This window comes from Methylomonas albis (assembly GCF_014850955.1).
Taxonomy (GTDB): Bacteria; Pseudomonadota; Gammaproteobacteria; order Methylococcales; family Methylomonadaceae; genus Methylomonas; species Methylomonas albis.
Genome location: NZ_JACXSS010000001.1, coordinates 2607140 through 2627024, shown reverse-complemented (window position 1 = coordinate 2627024; position 19885 = coordinate 2607140). Strand labels below are relative to the sequence as shown.

13 protein-coding genes are annotated in these 19885 nt (G+C 51.1%); 8 read left to right on the top strand and 5 right to left on the bottom strand.

Annotated elements, in window-relative coordinates:
- Positions 1 to 33 precede the first annotated feature (33 nt).
- Entirely contained in the window at positions 34 to 4581 is a 4548-nt protein-coding gene (locus EBA_RS12045) for a response regulator (RefSeq protein ID WP_407663598.1), read from the top strand.
- Positions 4582 to 4591: 10 nt separating this feature from the next.
- The gene (locus EBA_RS12040; protein WP_192374935.1) at positions 4592 to 5452 is read left to right on the top strand and encodes an HDOD domain-containing protein; all 861 of its coding nucleotides are present in this window, start codon (positions 4592 to 4594) and stop codon (positions 5450 to 5452) included.
- Between the two features lie 17 nt (positions 5453 to 5469).
- Here the strand turns inward: EBA_RS12040 and EBA_RS12035 are convergent, their stop codons facing one another.
- Positions 5470 to 6789, bottom strand: a complete 1320-nt coding sequence (locus EBA_RS12035; protein ID WP_192374934.1) for a PepSY-associated TM helix domain-containing protein — start codon at positions 6787 to 6789, stop codon at positions 5470 to 5472.
- A 217-nt stretch (positions 6790 to 7006) separates the two neighbouring features.
- On the opposite strand from EBA_RS12035, the gene EBA_RS12030 reads away from it, so the two are divergent.
- The 5 genes from EBA_RS12030 to EBA_RS12010 all read left to right on the top strand — a co-directional run bounded on the left by EBA_RS12030 (position 7007) and on the right by EBA_RS12010 (position 13473).
- On the top strand, positions 7007 to 9304 hold the full coding sequence (locus tag EBA_RS12030) for a DNA internalization-related competence protein ComEC/Rec2 (RefSeq protein ID WP_192374933.1): 2298 nt from the start codon (positions 7007 to 7009) through the stop codon (positions 9302 to 9304).
- A 106-nt stretch (positions 9305 to 9410) separates the two neighbouring features.
- Entirely contained in the window at positions 9411 to 9725 is a 315-nt protein-coding gene (locus EBA_RS24575; protein ID WP_324615351.1) for a PilZ domain-containing protein, read from the top strand.
- A gap of 11 nt (positions 9726 to 9736) precedes the next feature.
- Positions 9737 to 9919 carry a CstA-like transporter-associated (seleno)protein gene (locus tag EBA_RS12020; protein WP_225616209.1) on the top strand — a complete coding sequence of 61 codons (183 nt, stop codon included), beginning with the start codon at positions 9737 to 9739 and terminating at the stop codon, positions 9917 to 9919.
- A 316-nt stretch (positions 9920 to 10235) separates the two neighbouring features.
- Positions 10236 to 11570 (top strand): IS1380 family transposase, encoded by a 1335-nt coding sequence (locus EBA_RS12015; RefSeq protein WP_192377272.1) that lies wholly within the window; start codon positions 10236 to 10238, stop codon positions 11568 to 11570.
- Between the two features lie 865 nt (positions 11571 to 12435).
- Entirely contained in the window at positions 12436 to 13473 is a 1038-nt protein-coding gene (locus tag EBA_RS12010) for an IS110 family RNA-guided transposase (protein ID WP_192374932.1), read from the top strand.
- Between the two features lie 186 nt (positions 13474 to 13659).
- On the opposite strand, the gene EBA_RS12005 is transcribed toward EBA_RS12010, so the two are convergent.
- Entirely contained in the window at positions 13660 to 15741 is a 2082-nt protein-coding gene (locus EBA_RS12005) for a carbon starvation CstA family protein (RefSeq protein ID WP_192374931.1), read from the bottom strand.
- A gap of 256 nt (positions 15742 to 15997) precedes the next feature.
- Here EBA_RS12005 and EBA_RS12000 point away from each other — a divergent pair, with 256 nt between their 5' ends.
- Positions 15998 to 16489, top strand: coding sequence for a cytochrome P460 family protein (locus EBA_RS12000; RefSeq protein ID WP_192374930.1), 492 nt, complete (start codon positions 15998 to 16000; stop codon positions 16487 to 16489).
- Positions 16490 to 16516: 27 nt separating this feature from the next.
- Here EBA_RS12000 and EBA_RS11995 read toward each other — a convergent pair whose 3' ends face one another.
- The 3 genes from EBA_RS11995 to EBA_RS11985 form a co-directional block, all read right to left on the bottom strand.
- A complete protein-coding gene (locus EBA_RS11995; RefSeq protein ID WP_192374929.1) occupies positions 16517 to 17464 on the bottom strand; it encodes a histone deacetylase family protein in 948 nt (315 codons plus the stop codon).
- A 298-nt stretch (positions 17465 to 17762) separates the two neighbouring features.
- A complete protein-coding gene (locus EBA_RS11990) occupies positions 17763 to 19337 on the bottom strand; it encodes a peptide chain release factor 3 (RefSeq protein ID WP_192374928.1) in 1575 nt (524 codons plus the stop codon).
- 331 nt (positions 19338 to 19668) lie between these two features.
- On the bottom strand, positions 19669 to 19854 hold the full coding sequence (locus tag EBA_RS11985; RefSeq protein WP_225616206.1) for a hypothetical protein: 186 nt from the start codon (positions 19852 to 19854) through the stop codon (positions 19669 to 19671).
- Positions 19855 to 19885 lie beyond the last annotated feature (31 nt).

The window sequence follows — 19885 nt, the reverse complement described above, 5'->3', positions numbered from 1 at the left end:
AAAAATAACCTACATTTTGTACGTCCTATTTATTTGGACAGCGATGTTATCGGGATTTTACATTTAGTTGACGATCAAAGCGGTTTGTATGCGATTTTAAAAACCTTTTATTTTGTTACCGGATTAATCGTGGTCTTTACCATGATTTTTATCGGTATGCTAACCACCAAGCTGCAACAAATATTCTTGGGGCCTTTATTAAAACTCATGGATGCGATGAAGTCGGTCGGCCATGAAAAAAGCTTTTCGCATCGTATTAATAAGACGAGTACCGACGAGTTTGGTGATTTAGCGGATGTCTATAACGCCATGCTTGCGGAAATTCAATTCCGCGATGATCAACTCGCCATGCATAGAAATTCTCTTGAACAGCAAGTCCTTGAACGAACCCAACAATTGGCGGACACCAATCAAGAATTGAAACACAGCATAGCCGAGGCTCTGGCGGCAAAAGAACAAGCTGAGCAAGCCAGCAAAGCCAAGTCGCAATTTTTAGCGACTATGAGCCACGAAATTAGAACGCCGATGAATGGCGTGCTGGGCATGACTGAACTGTTAATGTCATCTGGTCTGGACGACCGGCAAACCCGCTTTGCCGATACCGCCTATCGTTCCGCTAATTCGCTATTGAGCATCATCAATAATATTCTCGATTTTTCCAAAATCGAAGCCGGCAAATTACAGTTGATCGTCCAGGAGTTCGACCTGCGCCGTCTATTGGAAGACACCGTGGAAATGATGGCCGAACAAGCCCATCGAAAGGGTTTGGAAATAATCCTGAATCTTCCGAATCAGATGAGTTTCATCGTCCAAGGCGATGCGGAGAGATTACGGCAAGTGCTGGTTAATCTGCTCAGTAACGCTATAAAGTTTACCGAAGCAGGTGATGTTCAGCTTAAAGTGAATTTTGCGGAAAATTCGGCCCATGATAGTGTCAGATTGCTGTTCGAAGTAATCGATACCGGTATAGGCGTTGCCGTTGAACGTCAGGCGGAAATTTTCGATAGTTTCACCCAGTCAGACGGCAGCATAACCCGGCGTTACGGTGGTACCGGTTTGGGACTGACTATTTCCAAGCAGTTGGTGGAATTAATGGGCGGCAATCTGCAGCTCGACAGCAAAATCGGCCGCGGATCGCGGTTTTACTTCAACTTGGAATTTGATTTGGGTATCCAGACCAACATCGAACGCGCCGACACCAGCGCGTTAGAGGGCCTGAATATCCTGGTGGTCGATGATAATGCGATAAACCGCGAGATACTGTTCGACCAGGTTTCGCCGTGGGGAGCCAACGTCACCACGGTCGATAGCGGCCCCAGAGCATTAAAGATATTGGTGGAGGCGGCTACTCTCAATAATCCGTTTCAAGTCGCTTTACTGGATTGGCATTTGCCGGTTATGGACGGCCTGACTTTGGCAAAGGCTATTCAACGCGATCAGCGTATTCCCAAACTGGCCTTGATCATGCTCAGTTCCGAAAATGTCAACGTGCAAACCGGCCTCACTCAAGAATACGGCATTAGCTTTTATTTAAACAAACCGGTTTTCCAACAACGTTTACTCAATTGCTTGTTGGAAACCGCTACCTGCTCACCCGCCGAACTGCCGCCTTCGTCCGCCATGCCGGCCGAGCAAAGCAGGCTGTCCGGACGTATTTTGGTTGCCGAGGATAACTTGGTCAATCAGGAAGTGGTTAAAAGCTTTTTAGAAAACATGGGTTGCACCACGGACGTGGTGAAAGACGGTCAGGAAGCGCTGCAAGCCGCCTGCCAACGTCGTTACGACTTGATTTTGATGGATTGCCATATGCCGGTTATGGACGGTTTTTCGGCCACCGCTAAAATTCGCGAGTATGAGCAATCCAATGCCACGCCTAGAATTCCCATCATCGCCTTAACCGCCGATGTGCAAAAAGGCATTCATGACCAGTGTGAACAGGTGGGCATGGACGGCTATTTGAGTAAGCCGTTTAGCAAGGAACAGCTTCGCCAATTGCTGACGCATTGGTTGCCGAGTACTGCGGATAAGGCGTTAGTGCCGGCAGCACTTGAACCAACTGTCGCCGCAGCGATAGACGATTCGACGCCAAGCCCGATTTGCGAGGCGGATCTGGATCAGCTTCGGGATATATACGATGCCAATGGCGTAAGCTTATTAGAAAAAGCCATAACGTTATATTTGCAAACAGCGCCCGAAACAGCGGAAAAACTGAGACAGGCCGTTGCTAATACTCAACCGGATTTGTTAGCCAATATGGCCCACGCGCTGAAGTCGTCGAGCGCGAATCTGGGAGCCAAGGAACTGGCTAATACGTGTTTGATGTTGGAAACCGCCGGCCGTCAGGCCGATCTTGAGGCTATTCCGGCATTATTTGAGTTATTTGAGACGCAATTGCCGGCGGTTGTTGCGGCCTTGCGCGCTATCGCCGACGTAGCAATTTCTGTAGCACCGCAAGCCAGGGCTGAGAATCAAGTAAGCGGCAGCTCTTTGGAAGCCAAGCAGATTTTACTGATAGACGACGATCCAAATTTTAGATTGATTACCAGCGAACAGTTAAAAGCCTCCGGTTTCGACGTCGTCGAGGCCGAGAGTGGAGAAGCGGCACTGTTACGATTGGATGTTGAAATTCCCGATCTGGTCATAGTCGATGCGATTATGCCTGGCATCGACGGTTTCGAAACCTGCCGTCGTATGACAGCCATTCACGCCATGACCGACGTGCCTATCATTATGTCTACCGGCTTGGAAGACATAGAATCGATAAATCGAGCATTCAAGGCAGGTGCTACCGACTTTATTATCAAACCGCTCAATCATGTGGTGCTGATTCATCACATCAGATTTTTGCTGCGCTCCAGCCAAGACACCGCTGAACTGCGTAATAGTAAACAACAACTTTCCGCGGCACAGCGTATAGCGGGTTTGGGTTACTGGACCTGGGAGCCCAAGCAAGATAAATTCACCATTTCGCCATTTTTAGCGGAAATGTGCCAAATGCCTGCCGATTATTTCCGGGGCGAACTAAGCAACTATCTGAATTTGATCGAAGCGTCCGATCGCAAAATCGTGCAGACATTGATAGAGGCGGCTGCCCAAGGCGAAAAAGTGGAGTATGTCGAGTATCGTTTGCGTCCGGACCTGGAAGCCGCGATTAGCGTTCGTCAGGATACCGCGTTGATCAGTAGCGGACCGCTAAGCTTCGTCACCGGCACTGTTCAGGACATTTCCAAGCAAAAGCAATCGGAACACATTATTCATCAGTTGGCGTATTTCGATGAGCTGACCGGGCTGGCTAGCCGCGTTCATTATCACAAGCGTATTCAGCAAACCATAAAAGCCTCGGCGCGCAGCAAGCAGGAATTTGCATTTTTGTTCTTGGATCTGGACGAGTTTAAATATGTCAATGACAGCTTTGGGCACAACATTGGCGATCAATTCCTGAAAGCGATAGCCCAGCGCATTCAAAGCGTGGTCCGCGAAGAAGATTTTGCCGCCAGATTGGGCGGGGACGAGTTTTGTATTATCGCCAGCAGTATTACCGACGAATTTCAAGCCATGGACATCGCAGAACGCTGTCTGCAAGAAATCAACCGGCCTTTAATTCTGGATACTCACCATTTAAAACCGCGCGTTAGTATCGGCATCGCCATTTACCCAAAAGATGGCGAGAATGAGCACGACCTGATGAAAGCCGCCGATACCGCTATGTACGCCGCTAAAAGTGCCGGCAAACAGCGTTACGCTTACTATAGACCGGAGATGACAGGGCTCGCCATCAAACGCTTGCAAGACGAGCAAACCTTGCGAGACGCGCTGGAATACCAACAGCTTGAACTGTACTACCAGCCACAAGTGAGCATGTTGGATGGCCGGATGATAGGTATCGAAGCCTTACTGCGTTGGCGACACCCGTTGCGCGGCTTGATAGGGCCGAACGAGTTTATTCCTTTGGCCGAAGCATTGGGTTTGATCGGTAAAATATGCGATTGGGCCATTCAGCTAGCCTGTTCGCAATTAATCGCTTGGCAAGAACAAGGCTTGCCGCTTATCACTACGGCTGTCAACGTATCTGCCAGCCATTTCCGTGATCCGCAATTTCCGATTACCTTGCAGGAAATCCTTAAACGTACGCAATTCCCCCCGCAATACTTACAACTCGAAGTCACGGAAAGTGCGATGCAAAACGCGACGGACTTGGATATTTTTAAGCAATTGAAAGCCATAGGCGTCAAAATCGCGATAGACGATTTCGGCACCGGTTTTTCGTCGCTGGCGTCGTTGAAGCAGATGCCGGTGGATTGCCTGAAAATCGACCGAACGTTTGTCCAGGATGTGTTGTTCAATCCGCAAACACCTATTCTGTTGGGAACGATTATCGGCATGGCCAATGCGATGGATTTCTCGTTAGTAGCAGAAGGCGTCGAGACTATAGAGCAAGCCATGGTCATGAGCGGTTTGGGTTGTCAGGTGGTTCAAGGCTATTTGTTTAGCCCACCCCTAAGTGCAGCCGAATTGCCGGCATTGTTTTACAAAGATTTTCGACTGGAGTTTATTCAGTCGAAACAGACTAATAATGACTAAGTAAAGGGCTATGACTGATCTTGGACTACCGGAGCGGTTCGCTGATGTTAAGCGGCTACCTTCATTGCCACATGATGTTCATCAAGTCGTCAAAGCCTTATCCAACGACAATCTGGACTATGCCCAGTTAGCAAAGATCCTGGCAGGGCATGCGACGATAACCTCCCGCTTGATTGCCTTGGCCAATTCGGCCTGGTTCAACAACTCCAGCGAACCGGTGACGTCCTTGGAGAGAACCTGTCAGAAACTAGGTTTGAATGTGGTGCGAGGCGTCGGCATCGGGCTAGCGGTGATGAAGCCGTTCAATGTCAGGGGTTGCCGAAGCTTCGATATTAAGCGCTATTGGATCAGCACTATGCTGGTTGCACATGCGGCACGCGCGTTAGCGGATGAATCGGTGTCGGAGCGGGGTAACGAGCATTTGGCGCAAACGGTGCATACCGGCGGCATACTGCACAATATTGGCTTGCTTTGCATGGCCGACATCATGCCGGAGGAAACCCACCAAGCCCTACGTTTCAAACAATCCGACTCCGAATTAGACCTGAATCAGGCTTTACGCAGAGTACTACAAACCGATTATTGCGAAGTAGGGGCGCATTTGGCCTATTCCTGGGGCATACCCGAAGCGTTGGTCGCAATTATTCGCTACCACCGCAATCTTGGTTATGAAGGCAGTCATTGGCGCCAAGCGGCTTTAGTAGGCGCCGCAGCGCACATGGTTGGCAGCCTGTTTGACAATAAAGAAACATGGCCGGTAGCGGCTTTCGAAAAACTGGCGCTCAGCCAGGCATGCCAAGCCGAGTTGTTTGCCGATCTCCAAGTCCAGTTTTTAAAAACCCAAGAATTAGCAAAAGTGCTGTTTCGTTGACCTAGTTAGAAACCCGGCTACTGTAGTCGTTTTACCTGTCTGATTCGGCCATATAATTTTTGCAACGCTTTACTTAAAGCAGGTATCAATACCTTAAAAATCAACTTCGATCCGTATTTTGACGCCTTGATACAAGCAGTTATTGCTGTTTCAGTAGCTCGTTTTAAGTCTATTTGTCTATCGGCGACAAAGCCGTGCCGGAATAACCAGTGTATTAAACCGCTCAAATAGAGCAGGGTTGGCATCAGTCCCGCAAAAAACCATAGTAAACGGCCGCCGTTACCAAAGGCTTCGCCGGTGTGTAGTGGCCAAAGCCAGGTAGTGAATGTTTGTCCGGTCGAGAATTTGCTTGGATTTTGCACATCGCGAATTTGCCCGCTCCACCGATCTACCCAGACGGTAGTGAACGGATGATGTTGGTTGATCTCGTCGCGTTGGCGCAAATTGATCCGATACGTACCTAGCTCGCCAACCGGCGTGGTAATACGCCGAACTTCCGAGCTGGGAAACGGCCCGCGCGCCACTAATAAAGCTTCGGACAGACTAACCGGCCGGTCATTGGGGATTGCAGTGCTGCTTACATTGGGACCTGCATCGCCATGCCCCATGCCGGAAGCTGCGGTCAGGCGTTCCAGCAGGCTAGGGTAAGCCAAATGGAAGCCGGTAAAAGCCAGTAAAATTAATAAGGCCGAACTCGCGAATCCAAATAGTCTATGCAAATCAAACAATAGCCGCATCAAACCGGCATCTTGACGTACTGTAAATGCGCGTGACAACTGTCGCCAGCCGGGCCACCACAAGTACAAGCCGCTGCATACTGACAGCATCATTAGGCCGCCGAAAACGGCTAGTGCATTCCGGCCAAATCCGTCCAATTGCAGTTGCGTATGCAGATCCAACACCCAAGTGCTTAGCGTTTGTCCCCAAAGCCGGCTGGCTACAACTTCACCGCTATAAGGGTTAACCGAGACCATCAAGGGCGCATAAAATGCGTCCACGCTTTCCTTAGGCTTTTCAAACCAGGCGGTGATCATGCCGTCTGCCGTGCGCGGCATCTCCAGGGTCCAGGGTCCATGCCGATCCGGATTCGCAGCGCGTACTGCGGCGACGATCTTATCCAATGACAGGATCTTGTCTGCCGGGACATCGATACTCAATTTTGGATTGAACAAAATATCCAGCTCTTCCCGATAAATACTCAAACTGCCCGTCAAACCGATCAGCGCAAAGACCAGGCCCAAACTTAATGCCAAATAAACATGACACAACCGCCACCATTTTCGGGCGTTGACGATAAAGCGCGGGCGGACGATCAGTGGATAATGAATTTCGGGCATGCGGAAGAATGGTTACAGTTTTTTCGACAATTAGCCGCTCGCGGCAAGCCGGCTATTTTGCAGGAATAATTCAACGACAGCCAGCCTATCGGGAATGTTGATCCAGTGATAAGTTTAAAAATTGGACTAGACTGCGTTAATGCTGTCAGGCGGCTGACTTTGTTTGGTAGAAAAAAGTGACATGTCTAGCGACGGATAGACTTAGATTGGAGACGCAGTGAACTCAAGCAGTTTAATGTTTCTGGCGGGCATTGTTGCCGTGCAACAATTCAGCCGCTTACCCAATATGTTCGAATTACTCGGTCTGGGTATTGGCTGTTTGCTGTTGATTTTCCGGCGTGATTGGCGATTTTTTGCGCTGTTTGCCGGGCTGTTGTGGGCGAGTTTATTCGGCGGCTGGCGACTGTCCCAACAATTGCCTGACACCTATCAAAATAGGGAAGTCAAAGTGCAGGGTTATATTGCCAGCCTGCCGCAACAACAAGATCAGCGGACTAATTTCGATTTTATAGTGACGGCACCGACAGACGGCTTTCCGGATAAAATTCGGTTGAGTTGGTATTACCCGCAACTGAATTTGGCGGCCGGGCAAAGTTGGGAATTCCACGTAAAACTGCGCAAACCGCATGGTCGCCTCAATCCTGGCGGTTTTGATTTTGAAGCCTGGCTATTTACCAATCATATCGGGGCGACAGGTTATGTGCGCGATAAACCGCCGCCGCAAATCGTGAGTATATCGCCAAGTATTGGCCAATATTTCGCCCGGTATCGGCAAGCAATTGCCGACCGGCTGGACGCAGCTTTACCCGGTAGTGAGCAGCTGGGTATTATCAAAGCGTTGACTATCGGCAGCCAAAACGCGATCACGCAACAACAATGGCAAGTGTTCAGAGTCACCGGTGTTGTGCATTTAATCGTAATTTCCGGTTCACATATTAGCTTGATTGCCGGCCTGATTTACCTTTGGAGCAGAAGGCTTTGGGCTTACACCGGGGTGTTAAGTATTTCGCCGCAACGGGCCGCCGCATTGTGCGCTTGGCTGGCTGCGGTGTTTTACGCCGGATTGGCAGGATACTCGGTACCAACCTTGCGCGCGGTGATTATGCTAAGTGTGGCGCTGGCAGCCATCGCCTGGCAACGTAACACCGCACCCATGCGAGTTTTATTGCTGGCATTGCTGGCCGTCTGTTTGATCGACCCGTTGGCGGTGTTATCTGTCGGCTTTTGGCTATCATTCGTGGCGGTGGCATTGTTGATTTATGTGTCAGCGGGTCGATTAGGCAGACCCTCGTACTGGCGCGAAGCCGGCGGGGCGCAATTGGCGACGGCAGTGGGTTTGTCGCCCTTGTTGATCGTGTTTTTTCAGCAGGTTTCGTTGATATCGCCTGTTGCCAACTGGCTGGCCGTGCCGGTTATTGGCATATTAATCGTACCGCCGGCTTTGCTGGCGGTAGTATTGCTATTCATATGGCCGTGGCTGGCGGCGCTGTTGCTTCATCTCCTGGACTATCTGCTGCAAGGGCTGTGGTGGCTACTCGCGCAAATGGCCGATTTGCCCTTAGCCAGCATCTCCTGCCTACCGCCGCCGTGGTACGCAGTTGCACTGGCGGCCGCCGGCGTATTACTGCTGTTGGCGCCGGGCGGTTTTCCCGGCAAATATTTAAGCCCATTATTATTTTTACCGCTGATATTTGTGACGGTTGAGAGACCGAAACCCGGTGAAGCTTGGCTGACTGTGCTGGATGTGGGGCAAGGATTAGCAGCGGTAGTGCAAACTGCGGAACATACTCTGGTGTTTGATACCGGTGCGCGTTATTCGGAATATTCCGATATGGGTGATTCTGTGGTTTTGCCGTTTTTACGCGAGCAAGGTATCACTCGCGTCGATAGCTTGATGATTAGTCATGGCGATAATGATCACAGTGGCGGTGCGGACTCGATACTAAACGAATTGTCGGTAGACAAAATCCTTAGCAGCGTTTCGGATTGGGCGGAACGTGAGAATGGACAATATTGCCGGAACGGACAAACTTGGCGCTGGGACGATGTAAGCTTTAGTGTACTGTCGCCGTCGGAAAGCGGATTTGCCGGCGATAACGATAACTCCTGCGTTTTACAAGTTAGCACCGCGCGGCAGCGTTTTTTGCTGACCGGCGACATCGAGCAAGCGGCTGAAACCTGGTTGGTGCAAGAGTACGGCGACAGACTGGCAAGTGACGTATTGCTGGCACCGCATCATGGCAGTAAAACCTCTTCAAGTTTGGATTTGCTTGGAGCGGTTGTTCCCAAACTGATTTTGATCCCGGCCGGTTATCAAAACCGCTTCGGCTTTCCGCATCGACAAGTTATCGAACGCTACCGGCAGCTTGGCATAGCTTGGTTGAATACTGCCGAACAGGGTGCTATATCAGTGCGTAGCGGCACTGAAAGCATTCAGCCGATAGCGGAACGAGCAAAAAGGCAACGTTATTGGCGGGCAGCCGTGCCGAATCGGCAGAGCATTGATGTCAGATAAATTTTGTCGCGTCGGCGTTTCTGCCTATACTCTCAGGACCAAAATATGGAGCATTGCAGTGGAGAACGAAAACCGTACCAGAATACGTTTTAACCCGGAAGGACTCGTGGCGCACATCACTATCGAACCGCCGCCGCCCGGCGGTGAAATTGTCATCGACGGCCAAGTCGTCGATATGAGTTACAGCGGCATTAAAATTCGCTTGAAAGAACCCCTGGGGCAAGCGGTGGACGAGGCCGAATTGCGTATATCCATTATATTGCCGGAATCGCGGGTGGCGATGTCGATACATGGCAACATCAAGCATATCCGCGAAGACCGCGAATGCGGCTTGCAATATAACGTCAATAAACACAGCGAAGACGAATTCGATGATCTGATGTTCGAATGCGTCAAGTTGGTGCCGAACCGTAAAGATTAATTGATACGCTAATGAGCGCATTCATGTTGTCGTTGCGAGCATTCTGGCGCCACTTGAACGGCGACGTGGCGTATGAGCGCTATCTGCGACACTGGCATGAGCATCACGCCGAACAAGTATCACCATTAAGTCGAAAAGCATTCTTCGCCGCTGAAACTCGGCGAAAATGGCATGGTGTGAAGCGGTGTTGCTGAATATAATTGTGGCTTGAGTGGCTGGTGCAAAACGATATTCCGACCGCAGTTGACGATTCTATAAGTGCAGTACTGTCATGGAATAACGGTTCAATTCGATCAACTTGTGTTTGAAACAATGTGAGCGTTGCAATTCGGAAGGGTATAAAAAGGCCTAGGTTTTTCAACCTAAGCCTCTATAGTCATCCAACCCGCGACCGGCTGATTACAAAGCCTGATATTAAAGGCGATAACCTTCGCTGAAAATCTTGGAAACGGAGCGCCAGCGAAGTGAAGATTTTTAGTCCCCGATAGCCGTAGCGCCGGGTACGCCGGACTGGCCTTGGTGGGGCAATGCCTGGATATCATCAACGTTGAAGCGGTTGTCGATGGGCGGATACCGGTCTCGCAAGGCATCAAGACGTCGGATGTCGTGAAATCGGCGACGGGACTGCTCAGTATCGGCAAGAGTGACTTCGAGGCGATTGAGCCATTTCGGGAAGATCGGTTTTTCAAGCAGGCGCTGAACCTGCGCAAAGTGCCGGGTAGCGTGTGGTTGCGGCAACGCCTGGATCGGGTCAGTGATGCGTTGCGCGAGCCGCTGGACGAGATGTCGGTTCGGCTGATTGAGCGCGCCGCCGTACCGATCACGCCGCACAAAGGCTACGTCTGCCTGGATATGGATACCTTTGTGATGGATCAAAGCGGCAGCAAGAAGGAAGAAGTCAGTCGCACCTACCAAGGCGTGGATGGTTATACGCCGGTGGCGGCGTATCTGGGCAACGAAGGCTGGTGTGTTGGCCTGGAGCTTCGCCCCGGACGCTGGCATTCGTCTTTGGAGATCGAGTATTTTCTGGAACGGCTGTTGCCGCGTGTCGAACGTCTGGTGTCAGCCGAACAAGCCGTACTGATGCGCAAGGATTCTGGCTTCGACAGTGCCAAACTGCTGTTTGCGGCGGCCGCTGAAAAAGAGCGTTGGGCCGCCATGGACCGGCGCTTCGACTATCTGGTGAAGTGGAATCCACGTCGCCAGGCTAAAGAAACCTGGGTAATGCAGGCCGAGGCCGCAGGTCGCTTCGTCGAAAAGCGCCCCGGCAAACGCGAAGCGCTGTTCTCGATGAACGTCGAACGCGCCTTCGGCAAACAAACCCGAACCTTTCGCCTGGTGATTCGCCTAATCGAACGCACCATCGACCGGCGAGGACAACACCTGCTGTTGCCCGACATCGAACTGGAAGGCTGGTGGACCAGTCTGGACGACGACGAAGCGCTGGTCATCGAACGCTACCGCGACCACGGCACCCATGAACAATTCCACTCCGAGTTCAAGACTGACCTGGACTTGGAACGCCTGCCGTCGGGTAAACCTGTTCTGAGCGAAGTCGAAGGGTTTGACACCAACGATGTCATCCTGTGCTTGGGGATGCTGGCGTACAATTGCCTGCGGTTGCTTGGACAATTAGGCTTGCTGGGTGATCTGGCGCCGATCCGACACCCGGCCAAGCGGCGGCGGATCAGAACGGTGTTACAGGACATCATGTACCGGGCCGCGCAGGTTATCCACAAAGCAAGACAATGGTGGCTGGATTTGGGCCAATTCTCGCCCGTTGCCCGGCTATTTGAGTATCTGCAGCAGCGGTTGGTGATTCAGCCATCTGCCGCACCGGGATAAACGCGACCGGAAACGCACAATCATACGGACTCACCCCGGCTACTCACTGACCGGGGCGCCGTCCGTTTGTGCATTGGCTGCCGAAATGGCCAGAACAGGTGCTGGCAGAGGCTTTTTGGAGAGAAAACGCATCTGCAGATTGAGAAGAACAACGCAGGGCTGGTTGGGTAGTCGGAAAAATGACCCTCATTCGAATGCTGGCGGACGTTTGAACTGATAGCAACACGGATTCAGGTTTGATATAGACACTGCTGATTTTATTGATTGTAAAATAATGGAAACGACATCAATTGTGTACTCTTTTTCAGAGTTTACTGACCACTATTCATTACAAGACAAATAAACATAGAATTAATATTCGGCTGATCCGGCTCCTTTCGTTGCACTGCCGCACAACCTAGCCAGTAGGATGCGCCAACCAACGGGCGGCGCATCTTTCGAGTTATTCAATTCCTTCAATATCTAACGGCACAACGCTACCCCAGTTTTCGGGATAAATTCCTTGCTTGACATAATTCTGAAAACTCGAGTAAGCCGGGTGGGCACGGTTTTTGTGCCCACGCGGGATTAAAGCCGCTGTCTATATCGGTGGGCAGAAAAGCATTGCCCACCCTTGTATGATGAATTTTAACAACCGATAGCGCAGAAAAACCGATTAAGCTGTCATCGTTCATTGGGAGGCCGTCCCACCCTGAGGACTGGTAGTTTACCAGAGCCTGTCCGTGTAGATTGGCCCCCGCCCTATTCACCCATACCGTGGAGTATCCGAGGCTAAGAGCCTGCATACACAAGGAAGGTAGGTGCATGTGCAGGGTCGGGAACCGATGAATAGTGTACTTCCCTTTAACTGTATTCAAAAACGATTATGACGAACCGCCCGCTCAACACTACCGCTGAATCTGTCCATCGCCTGTTTGCCGGCGTGGATGTGGGCGCCGATGAATTGGTATTAGTGATCCGTAAGAATGGCAAGCCGTTCGATCCGCAAAAATATGCCAATACCCGTAGCGACCGTACCCGGTTGGTCAATAAGCTGATCAAATTATCCGGCATCAAGGTGTGTCTGGAAGCCACCGGCATTTACCATTTCGATCTGGCAATTGCGCTGCATGACGCCGGTATTCCCGTGATGGTGGTTAATCCCAAGGCCTCGCATAATTTTGCCAAGGTCTTGATGAAAAACAGTAAAACAGACGCCGTCGATGCCAACACCCTGGCCGAATATGTCGAGCGCATGGATTTTGTGGCTTGGACTCGCCCTTCGAATCAGACTCTGACTTTGCGCGGCTATGCGCGCCGTATCGACGCGCTAACCGGTCAGAAGGCCGCCGCGAAGAATCATCTGCATGCGCTGAGCGCCACTCAGGAAACCCCGAAGGCTCTACTGCGCGATGCCAAACTGGCGGTCAGTCAATTGGAAAAACGCATCGATACCCTGACAGACGAAGCGATGGATTTAATCGACCAGCATCCTGAACTTCAGCGAATATTTGAGCTACTGACCGGGATCAAAGGCATTGCCCAAACCAGCGCCATTGCCTTGATGGGCGAACTGCTGTTATTGCCGCCCAATCTGTCGCATCGCGAATGGGTTAAGTTTGCCGGACTCGATCCCAAGGCGTTTGAATCCGGCAAAAGCGTACACAAGAAAATGCGGCTGTCCAAGGCCGGTAACCGGCACATTCGCTCCGCGCTGTATATGCCGGCCTTAAGTGCCAAACAACATGACCCGCATGTGCGGGCGTATTTCCAGCATCTGATCGACAACGGCAAGAAACCGTTACAAGCTGTCTGCGCTGTCATGCGTAAATTGTTGCATGCGATCCATGGCATGTTGAAGCACGACCAGCCGTTCGATAACACACGGTTTTATGCCATCCCTGAATCGATCATCGCTGAGTAAAAGATGATGAAATTTGTTGCTTTTGAACAGAGTATCTACGCGTTTGTTTAGGTTCATTTTGGATCATCACTGTGTGATTTAATCGAAATCGGTTCATCAAATTGGCGGATTGAATTTAGACTAATCCCAACTAAATCAATCATCGCGATCAAGTCGTTCCAGGGAGCAGATCGATACTGAAAAATTCTAATCCCTCACCCATTCCTCAATCAATCGGCTGGGAATATGTGCCGACTCGCTGGATTGTGGGTAGTTTTTGCCGGAGATGATGCAGTAGATCACCCGCAGGGTATCGGCCAGTAAAAGCCAGGTGATAAGCATGAACAAGCTGGTTAAAGCGGCATTTAAATAGTCGTTGAAAATCAGGTGTGGGGCGTTTTTGACTTGCTCGGCCGGCAGGGAACCGCTGGCCAGTTTGGCGGATAGGTCGGCTGCGTGCGCTAAAAAGCCAACGCGCAGGTCGGTAGCAAACAGTTTTTCCCAGGCGGCGGTGCTGGTGACGATGATTAGCCAGGACAAGGGCAGGGCGGTGACCCACGCGTATTTTAATTTATCGGATTTCACCAAAATCGTGGTGGCGACGCATAAGGCTATGGCTGCCAGCATTTGGTTGGCGATGCCGAATAAGGGCCACAAGCTGTTGATGCCGCCTAATGGGTCGATGGTGCCCATGTACAGAAAATAGCCCCAGGCGCCGACGACTAAACCGCTGCTCAGTAAGATGCTGGGATAGCTGCTGGTTTTGCCGAGACCGATATTGAAGTTGCCCAACATGTCTTGCAACATGAAACGGGCAACGCGGGTGCCGGCGTCCAGGGTGGTTAATATAAACAAGGCCTCGAACATGATGGCGAAGTGATACCAGGCCGCCAACAAATGCTCGCCAAATACCTGCGCGAACAAGCTGGCCATGCCCACCGCCAGCGACGGTGCGCCGCCGGTGCGGGCAAATAGCGTGGACTCGCCCATGGTCTGCGCCAAATGCTGCATTTGTTCGACGCCGACCGGAAAGCCCCAACTGCTGATTTTGGCAACCGCATCGACCGCTTCCTTGCCGACGACGCCGGCCGGGCTGTTAATTGCGAAATACACGCCTGGCTCCAGTACCGTGGCGGCGATCATCGCCATGATGGCGACAAAGGATTCCATCATCATCGCGCCGTAACCGATGAAGCGGGCGTCCTGTTCGTTAGCCAGTAACTTGGGCGTGGTGCCGGAGGAAATTAAGGCATGGAAGCCGGAGATGGCGCCGCAAGCGATGGTTATAAATACAAACGGAAACAGCTTGCCGCCGAAAATCGGGCCGCTGCCGTCGATAAACTGGGTGAGGGCGGGCATTTTCAATTCCGGGCGCAACACGACGATGGCTATTGCCAACGCACTGATGGTGCCCAACTTCATGAAGGTGGATAAATAATCCCTTGGTGCTAGTAATAGCCAGACTGGCATTACCGCCGCCGCAAAGCCATACAAGATCACCATCAGTGCCAGTTGCGGCGCGTCGTAATCGAACCAACCGCGTAGGGTCTGATTGTTATCGATCCAGCCGCCTCCCAACACCGCAAAAATCAGCAAGGAAACGCCAATCAGCGTGGCTTCAGCCACCCGGCCCGGTCTTAATTGATGTAAATACAGGCCCATCAACATTGCAATCGGGATCGTCGCTGCCACGGTGGAGGTGGCCCATGGGCTGTGTTTCATTGCGTTGACCACCACTAAGCCCAGTACCGCGATCAGAATGGCCATGATCATCATCACTCCCAGCATCGCCGCTGTACCGCCTATCGCGCCGAGTTCGTCTTTGGCCATTTGTCCCAAGGAGCGGCCGTCGCGGCGTATCGAGAAAAACAGCGTGACAAAATCCTGCACGCAGCCGCCCAGCACCGCCCCGATCAAAATCCATAAAGTACCGGGCAAATAACCGAATTGCGCGGCCAGAGTTGGGCCGATCAATGGGCCGGGGCCGGCGATTGCCGCAAAATGGTGGCCGAATACTACCCATTTATGGGTGGGCATAAAGTCGCGACCATCGTCGAAACGCTCGGCGGGCGTGGCGCGGCTGGCATCCAGCACTAGCACTTTAGTGGCAATAAACGCGCTATAGAAACGATAGCCCAAGGCATAGATGCAAATTGCCGCGACGATCAACCACATGCTGTTGATGCTTTCGCCGCGTTGTAATGCAATTCCGCCCAGGGAGAAGGCGCCGGTTAGGGCCACACAAGCCCAGAAGAAAATGGACGGTAATTGTTGTTTGTTGCCGGACATGGCGAATTCCTTTCGAAAATAGTGCTGTGCATTGCGTGATAAAGTTCGCAAAATGGTAGCATGCCGGAGTCGATTGCTGTAGGCGGATTAGCACGGAAACCCGCTGTTTGTGCTGGTTTTATTGCTAATAAACTGTCCTCGTCAGTTAGGTTTGTACGACTGGAACGCGCGCGTTAGCAGCAATTGCGTTAATCGTTAAACTCGCCGGCGTATAATTAAGGCTTAGTACCCATTGCAGATAAAGGAGAACGAGAAAATGACCAAAACTATTTTCAGCGGCTTATGTTTGGCCGCTGCGGTTTTAATGCCGTTTAACATGGCTTGCGCAGACACAAAGCCCACTGCTAAACCGGAACATGGCGAGTACCGCGACTGGCGCTTGCTGGGTGTGTCTTTGCGCAGCGACAAAAACAGTATACGGGCCATAGTGGGTAACCATGTGGCTATCAATGCCGCCCGTGCCGGCAAAGTCAAACCTTGGCCGGACGGCAGTATTATCGCCAAAATTAAGTGGGCCGAAAGAAAGCATCCCAACTGGGAACAAGCGACCGTACCCGGCGAATTCACTGCCGCCGAAGCGATGGTGAAAGATAGCAAGAAATACGCAGAAACCGGCGGCTGGGGTTTTGGCATCTGGGAAGGCGAAACCTTAAAAATGCTGGATCAGGAAAAATCCGCACCGTGTTTTGCCTGTCATTTACCCATGAAAGACAGCGACTACGTTTATACCTTGCCTAATCTGCAATAAACGCGGCACCGTTGATCAGAGGCGGGATTATTCGCCTCTGATTTCTAAACCCATCAAACTGCTTACGTGTACAGCGACGCTGTTTGCTAAGGCCCTCAAGTTATAACCACCTTCCAGCGCGGAAATGATTCGGCCTTGACAGCAGGTATCGGCAATAGCGATCAACTCATTGCTTATCCAGCGATAATCTTGTTCCAGTAAATCCAGCGAGGCTAAGGGGTCGTCCCGATGGGCGTCGAAGCCTGCCGAAATCAAAATCAGCTCCGGATTGAATGCTTTCACCGCCGGCAAAATGGTTTGCTGATACTTTTCCCGGAACACTTCACTACCGCTGCCGGAAGGCAGGGGGACATTGATAATATTGCCGACGCCGTTTTCCGAAGGATGACCGGTGCCCGGATAATGCGGCCATTGATGGCTGGAGGCATAGAGCACTTGCGGCTGTTCGTAAAATGCCGCTTGTGTGCCGTTACCGTGATGAACGTCGAAATCGACGATGGCGATACGCTTTAATTCGTATTGGGCTCTTGCGTATTCAGCGGCAATTGCAATGTTATTGAACAGGCAAAACCCCATCGCATAATCCGGCATCGCATGATGGCCCGGTGGCCGTAATGCGCAAAAAGCTCTGGCATTTTGGCCGCTACAGATTTTATCTACCGCATCGCACACTGCGGCCACTGCGCGCAGCGCTGCTTGTTTCGAGCCGGGTGATACTACGGTGTCGGCGTCCAGGTTCGCCAGTCCTTGCGTGGGAATGCTTGCCAACACTTTGGCGATCATGGCTTTGCTGTGTACCAAGCCAATCTTGTCTTGAATATCGGCGGGAATAATGGGCTCTACTCTCTGCAGTCCGTTAAATTCAGGACTGGATAAAGCTTGTTCGATCACATGGAGCCGGTCGACGCTCTCTGGATGGGCTACGCCGGTGTCATGGCCCAAAAAATCCGGGTGACTATAGTACAGTGTGCGCATAAGCTTACTCCTGCGGATTTTGCTTAAAGTCAGGTCTTTATCGGATTGTCGCTTGCAGTGTATATCCCTTGTGCAAATATTTCTATAATTATTAAGTATTTAGCGATGTTTTTTTGAGGTGGCATTTTGCGCTAGGGGTGTCGCGGCGAGAGTGTTTTCGCCTGTAGCCAGCGATTGCCGGTGGTATTTGAGACGTGATTTTTAACGGGTATGCGGGCTTAAAAAAGGTTCGCAGGAATCGCTAAGCCTTAGCGATTCTGCAAGATCCCAAACTAAACTATTGGCATTGCATGCGCTGTTAAAGTTCTCTAGTCTGACTAAAGTTTATATCCGGCCAGCGTTCTTGGGTTAATTGTAAATTGACCCGGCTACTGGCCAGATAAACCAAATAGCCGCCGCCATCTTCAGCCAAGTTTTCGAAGGCTTTGTTTTTAAATTCTTCCAATTTCGCGGGATTTTTAGAGCTAATCCAGCGCACGGTGTTGATCGGCGATACGTCATAAGCACATTCGACGCTATATTCGTTTTTCAAACGGTGCGCGGTGACATCGAACTGCAAGATACCTACCGCACCCAGGATTAAGTCATTATTCTTAAGTGGTTTGAATAACTGCGTGGCGCCTTCTTCGGTCAATTGAATCAGACCTTTCTGCAATGCCTTTGCCCTCAAAGGGTCTTTTAGCACCACGCGCCGGAAAAGTTCCGGCGCGAAGTAAGGGATACCGCCAAATTTTAGGGTTTCGCCTTGGGTAAAAGTATCGCCGACCTGAATCGTGCCATGGTTGTGTAGCCCTATGATGTCGCCCGGATAAGCTTCTTCGACATTTTTCCGGCTGTCGGCTTGAAAGGTAATGGCGTTGGCGACCTGGATATTTTTACCGACCCGCACATGATTGACCTTCATACCCTTATCGAATTTACCGGAGCAAATTCGCATAAATGCCACCCGGTCGCGGTGAGCCGGGTCCATATTTGCTTGGATTTTAAACACAAAACCGGTGAACTTTTCTTCATTAGGCAATACTTCGCGTTGCTCGGCTTGCCGCGAGCGCGGACCCGGCGCGTATTCCGCGAATGCATCCAGCAATTCGATAATGCCAAAGTTATTGATCGCTGAGCCGAAAAACACCGGTGTTTGTTCGCCAGCCAAATATTTGTCGTGATCGAATTCGTGGCTGGCACCTTTAACCAGTTCGATCTCGTCGCGCAATTCTTCCGCTTGATACCCCAATAGTTCGTCGAGTTTGGGATTATTCAAGCCTTTGATGATCTCGGCTTTGGCTATCCGGCCGCCATGGTGCGGACTGAACAGCAAGATCTCGTCTTTATAAAGCTGGTAAACCCCTTTGAAGCGTTTGCCCATGCCAATCGGCCAGGTCATCGGCGCGCATTGGATTTTCAAAACACTTTCGACTTCATCGAGCAGTTCAATGGGTTCGCGGCCTTCGCGGTCCAGCTTATTGATGAAAGTCAGAATCGGCGTGTCGCGCAAGCGGCAGACTTCCATCAGTTTGATGGTCCTGTCCTCTACACCCTTAGCCACGTCGATAACCATCAATGCCGAATCGACTGCTGTCAAAGTGCGGTAAGTATCTTCGGAAAAGTCTTCGTGACCAGGTGTATCCAGCAAATTAATGATGCAGCCGTTATGCTCGAACTGCATGACCGAGGTGGTCACGGAAATCCCGCGCTCTTTTTCCATTTCCATCCAGTCGGAGGTGGCATGACGTGCGGCTTTACGGCCTTTTACCGAGCCGGCCAACTGAATCGCGCCGCCAAATAGAAGCAGTTTTTCGGTGATTGTGGTTTTACCTGCGTCGGGGTGGGAGATGATGGCGAAAGTGCGTCGTCGCTTATATTCTGGGGATTCCATTGGTTACTTTGTTTGGATTTGCATAATTATGTACACGGTTATGCACACAAAATTAAAAGTACACTTCCGACAATACGATTTGAATTGCCGGAAAATACTGGAATTATATCGTAGATTCTTCCCAGACGACGTCCTCCGGATCACAAAGACAGGTAGTACCTTTTTGTCTAATCTTCTGCGCAGGGAATGGACATTCATCAACTTTCATCCATCGATAGATTGTACGCTTAGGTTTTTTGTAGCGTTCGTACAGATCGTCGATCTTAAAAAATATTTTGCTCATTTTTTATCCTTCAAGTCACTAGTGTCCCGTTAAGAACGCCCTAAAAAGTCACGGAGCTTTATATTCCGTAGGCTTCAGAGCATTACCAGGTGTCTCCGGCTTGAACGGCAAATCAACAGTGTCGCAGGACTGATCATCGCGCAGTTGTTCGACTTCTTCATCAATTGCCGAGATGTCAGTATTCCAGGTTTCCTCGAACACATCCCGCTGCAGCGGGGCCAGGGCTTCGCTCATGGTACTGAAGCGGCTGCGCTTGTAAATGGGG